Origin of the sequence: Pedobacter alpinus (assembly GCF_042684645.1) — a bacterium.
GTDB classification, from domain to species: domain Bacteria; phylum Bacteroidota; class Bacteroidia; order Sphingobacteriales; family Sphingobacteriaceae; genus Pseudopedobacter; species Pseudopedobacter alpinus.
Genome location: NZ_JBHULV010000061.1, coordinates 1 through 5366 on the forward strand (window position 1 = coordinate 1; position 5366 = coordinate 5366).

At 47.6% G+C, this 5366-nt stretch carries 2 tRNA genes and 3 rRNA genes; all 5 read left to right on the forward strand.

Going from position 1 to position 5366, the window contains the following annotated elements:
• Nucleotides 1-226 precede the first annotated feature (226 nt).
• The 5 genes from ACFSSE_RS17965 (at nt 227) to rrf (ending at nt 5294) form a co-directional block, all read left to right on the forward strand.
• A 16S ribosomal RNA gene (locus ACFSSE_RS17965) occupies nt 227-1746 on the forward strand.
• A 117-nt stretch (nt 1747-1863) separates the two neighbouring features.
• Nucleotides 1864-1937 (forward strand) — tRNA-Ile (locus ACFSSE_RS17970).
• A 14-nt stretch (nt 1938-1951) separates the two neighbouring features.
• Nucleotides 1952-2025: transfer RNA gene (locus ACFSSE_RS17975), tRNA-Ala, on the forward strand.
• A gap of 135 nt (nt 2026-2160) precedes the next feature.
• Nucleotides 2161-5045 (forward strand): 23S ribosomal RNA (locus ACFSSE_RS17980).
• Nucleotides 5046-5182: 137 nt separating this feature from the next.
• Nucleotides 5183-5294, forward strand: a 5S ribosomal RNA gene (rrf, locus tag ACFSSE_RS17985).
• The 16S, 23S and 5S rRNA genes sit together here with 2 tRNA genes alongside, the layout of an rRNA operon.
• Nucleotides 5295-5366 lie beyond the last annotated feature (72 nt).

Sequence of the window (5366 nt, forward strand, 5' to 3'; positions counted from 1 at the left end):
CCGGTTAAACGGGAAAGAAGCTAAAGCGATTTTAGCAAGCAACAAATTTAGAAGTTAACTAACGGTAGCGTTAGCAAACATAAAGCCAAACCGAGAGGGAGCGGCGAGAAGTTCTTTAAAAAGATATCATGTAGCGTAAAAGACACCAATGTTCATTGGGGTTTAAGAAAACAAAGAATACAAATTAATTAATATTAACATCAAGTTAGTATCAAACCAACATTATACAATGGAGAGTTTGATCCTGGCTCAGGATGAACGCTAGCGGCAGGCCTAATACATGCAAGTCGAACGGGATTGGGACTTCGGTTCCATGAGAGTGGCGTACGGGTGCGTAACGCGTATGCAACCTACCTCAATCAGGGGGATAGCCCGAAGAAATTCGGATTAACACCGCATAAAACCACAGGATAGCATTATCTAATGGTCAAATATTTATAGGATTGAGATGGGCATGCGTGTCATTAGCTAGTTGGTAAGGTAACGGCTTACCAAGGCGACGATGACTAGGGGATCTGAGAGGATGACCCCCCACACTGGTACTGAGACACGGACCAGACTCCTACGGGAGGCAGCAGTAAGGAATATTGGTCAATGGAGGCAACTCTGAACCAGCCATGCCGCGTGTAGGAAGACTGCCTTATGGGTTGTAAACTACTTTTATACGGGAATAAACCTTAGTTCGTGAACTAAGCTGAATGTACCGTAAGAATAAGGATCGGCTAACTCCGTGCCAGCAGCCGCGGTAATACGGAGGATCCAAGCGTTATCCGGATTTATTGGGTTTAAAGGGAGCGTAGGCGGCCTATTAAGTCAGGGGTGAAAGACGGCAGCTTAACTGTCGCAGTGCCTTTGATACTGATAGGCTTGAATGTAGTTGAGGTAGGCGGAATGTGACAAGTAGCGGTGAAATGCATAGATATGTCACAGAACACCGATTGCGAAGGCAGCTTACTAAGCTATAATTGACGCTGAGGCTCGAAAGCGTGGGGATCAAACAGGATTAGATACCCTGGTAGTCCACGCCCTAAACGATGATAACTCGATGTTGGCGATATACAGTCAGCGTCCAAGCGAAAGCGTTAAGTTATCCACCTGGGGAGTACGCCCGCAAGGGTGAAACTCAAAGGAATTGACGGGGGCCCGCACAAGCGGAGGAGCATGTGGTTTAATTCGATGATACGCGAGGAACCTTACCCGGGCTTGAAAGTTAGTGAATCATTTAGAGATAGATGAGTGAGCAATCACACGAAACTAGGTGCTGCATGGCTGTCGTCAGCTCGTGCCGTGAGGTGTTGGGTTAAGTCCCGCAACGAGCGCAACCCCTATGTTTAGTTGCCAGCATGTAAAGATGGGGACTCTAAACAGACTGCCTGTGCAAACAGAGAGGAAGGAGGGGACGACGTCAAGTCATCATGGCCCTTACGTCCGGGGCTACACACGTGCTACAATGGACGGTACAGAGGGCAGCTACCTGGCAACAGGATGCAAATCTCAAAAAGCCGTTCACAGTTCGGATCGGGGTCTGCAACTCGACCCCGTGAAGTTGGATTCGCTAGTAATCGCGTATCAGCAATGACGCGGTGAATACGTTCCCGGGCCTTGTACACACCGCCCGTCAAGCCATGGAAGTTGGGGGCGCCTAAAGTCTGTAACCGCAAGGAGCGGCCTAGGGTGAAACTGATAACTAGGGCTAAGTCGTAACAAGGTAGCCGTACCGGAAGGTGCGGCTGGAATACCTCCTTTCTAGAGTTACTTAGACTAAGAATTTTACGTTACATGAATATTTTTTTATAAAAAAAAAGATGAACCTGAAGAGATGATTATCGGTGGGAATTCACCACTGAGGAAGGGGAGACAAATAGTCCCGTAGCTCAGTTGGTTAGAGCACTACACTGATAATGTAGGGGTCAGCAGTTCAAATCTGCTCGGGACTACAATCATTTTAGAAGGGGGATTAGCTCAGCTGGCTAGAGCGCCTGCCTTGCACGCAGGAGGTCAACGGTTCGACTCCGTTATTCTCCACTATTAAGCGGATTATTAATACATAGGTATTAATAGGCTTAGGAAAGTTCTTTGACATATTGGAAGAAGTTATTGAAAGAGAAGATAACAAAAACAACAGGTAGAGCAATCTACAGTAGCGTAAGAACTACAAAAGAGAAAGTAAATAAGAGCACACGGGGAATGCCTAGGCTCTCAGAGGCGATGAAGGACGCGATAAGCTGCGATAAGCTGTGGGGATTGGCACATACGAATTGATCCGCAGATTTCCGAATGGGGAAACCTAATTAACTGAAGGTTAATTGCAATAGCGCAAACCTGCCGAACTGAAACATCTAAGTAAGCAGAGGAAAAGAAAACAATAGTGATTTCCAGAGTAGTGGCGAGCGAAATGGAAATAGCCCAAACCTATATTGTTACGGCAATATGGGGGTTGTAGGACTACAATATGAGTATTAAAGTGAAGTCGAACAGGATGGGAAGCCTGGCCATAGAGCATGATAGCTGCGTAGACGAAAGCAATAATATGATAGTAGTATCCTGAGTACCGCGGGGTCGGAGACGCCCTGTGGGAATCTGCCAGCACCATCTGGTAAGGCTAAATACTCCTGAGAGACCGATAGTGAACCAGTACCGTGAGGGAAAGGTGAAAAGAACCCCGAACAGGGGAGTGAAATAGAACCTGAAACCGTGTGCTTACAAGCGGTCGGAGCAGACTTGTTCTGTGACGGCGTGCCTTTTGCATAATGAGCCTACGAGTTACTCCTCTCTGGCAAGGTTAAGTGTTTTAGACACGGAGCCGAAGCGAAAGCGAGTCTGAATAGGGCGTACAGTCAGAGGGGGTAGACGCGAAACCTTGTGATCTACCCATGGACAGGTTGAAGGTGCAGTAACATGTACTGGAGGACCGAACCGATAAACGTTGAAAAGTTTCCGGATGATCTGTGGGTAGGGGTGAAAGGCTAATCAAACTGGGAAATAGCTCGTACTCCCCGAAATGTTTTTAGGAACAGCGTGGCGGTAAAGTTTAACAGAGGTAGAGCTACTGATTGGGTGCGGGGGAGTCAAATCCTACCAAATCCAGACAAACTCCGAATGCTGATTAAATATACGCTGCAGTGAGGCCCGGGGTGCTAAGGTCACGGGCCGAGAGGGAAAGAACCCAGACCAACAGCTAAGGTCCCAAAATTACTATTAAGTTGAACTAACGAGGTCTGATTGCATAGACAGCTAGGATGTTGGCTTGGAAGCAGCCATTCATTTAAAGAGTGCGTAACAGCTCACTAGTCGAGCGATCGGGCATGGATAATAAACGGGCATAAAATAGTATACCGAAGCTTTGGATTTATCCGCCAACTGGCGGATGAGTGGTAGGGGAGCATTCTAACATCAGTGAAGCGGTTTGGTAATGAACCGTGGAGAGGTTAGAAAAGCAAATGTAGGCATAAGTAACGATAAGGCGGGAGAGAAACCCGCCCACCGAAAGACTAAGGTTTCCTGATCAACGCTAATCGGATCAGGGTTAGTCGGGACCTAAGGTGTACCCGAACGGGGAATCCGATGGACAACTGGTTAATATTCCAGTACTTTTTATAACTGCGATGAGGTGACGGAGTAGTGACACTGACGCGAACTGACGGAATAGTTCGTTAAAGGCCGTAGGTATTGGTTTAGTAGGCAAATCCGCTAGACTAGCTGAAAGCTGATAGTACCGCAAACCTTCGGGGGCGTGGATAGTTCAGGTAATCAGACTTCCAAGAAAACCCTCTAAGCTTCAGGTTATAAAAACCCGTACCGTAAACCGACACAGGTAGTCGAGGAGAGAATCCTAAGGTGCTCGAGTGAATCATGGCTAAGGAACTCGGCAAAATGGCCCTGTAACTTCGGGAGAAGGGGCGCTGGCAGCAATGTCAGCCGCAGTGAAAAGGCCCAGGCGACTGTTTAACAAAAACACATGGCTTTGCAAAATCGAAAGATGAAGTATAAGGCCTGACACCTGCCCGGTGCTGGAAGGTTAAGAGGGGATGTTATTCGCAAGGAGAAGCATTGAATCGAAGCCCCAGTAAACGGCGGCCGTAACTATAACGGTCCTAAGGTAGCGAAATTCCTTGTCGGGTAAGTTCCGACCTGCACGAATGGTGTAACGATCTGGGCGCTGTCTCGGCCATGAGCTCGGTGAAATTGTGGTCCCGGTGAAGACGCCGGGTACCCGCAACGGGACGGAAAGACCCCATGAACCTTCACTACAATTTAACATTGACATTGGGTACAGGATGTGTAGGATAGGTGGGAGATATTGAAGCTGCGTCGCTAGGCGTAGTGGAATCAACGTTGAAATACCACCCTTTCTGTATTCGGTGTCTAACTTTGCATAGCGAAGGACATTGTTTGATGGGTAGTTTGACTGGGGTGGTCGCCTCCAAAAGTGTAACGGAGGCTTTCAAAGGTATGCTCAGTACGCTTGGTAACCGTACGAGGAGTGCAATAGCATAAGCATGCTTGACTGTGAGGCCAACAAGCCGATCAGGGTCGAAAGACGGATATAGTGATCCGGTGGTTCTGCATGGAAGGGCCATCGCTCAAAGGATAAAAGGTACTCTGGGGATAACAGGCTGATCTCCCCCAAGAGCTCATATCGACGGGGAGGTTTGGCACCTCGATGTCGGCTCGTCACATCCTGGGGCTGGAGAAGGTCCCAAGGGTTCGGCTGTTCGCCGATTAAAGTGGCACGCGAGCTGGGTTCAGAACGTCGCGAGACAGTTCGGTCCCTATCTGTTGTGGGCGTTGGAAATTTGAGTGGGGCTGACCTTAGTACGAGAGGACCGGGTTGGACTAACCTCTAGTGAATCTGTTGTTCCGCCAGGGGCATTGCAGAGTAGCTATGTTGGGAATAGATAAGCGCTGAAAGCATCTAAGTGCGAAACTAGCCACAAGATGAGATTTCCATTGAGGATCGTAGAAGACTACTACGTTGATAGGTTATAGATGTAAAGCGTGTGAGCGCAAAGTCGAGTAATACTAATTGTCCGATACTTTCAGGAAAACTGAATTTGTTATCTTCTCGAACAATACCTTCTTTCAATAATATGTCAAATTAAGCTAAAAGGCTTAAGGTGAAAGGCAGAGAAAAATTTTCTTATACCTATAAACCAAAAGCTTCCAACTTGATTAAAAATATTTAGGTGCCTATATCGGCGGTGTCCACCTCTTCCCATTCCGAACAGAGAAGTTAAGCCCGCCAGAGCCGATGGTACTGCGGTAAAACGTGGGAGAGTAGGTCGGTGCCAATTTTTATAAGTCTGAAAGACGACTATAAAGCAGAACCCTTCATCCAAAAGATGAGGGGTTTTTTGTTTTAGCCT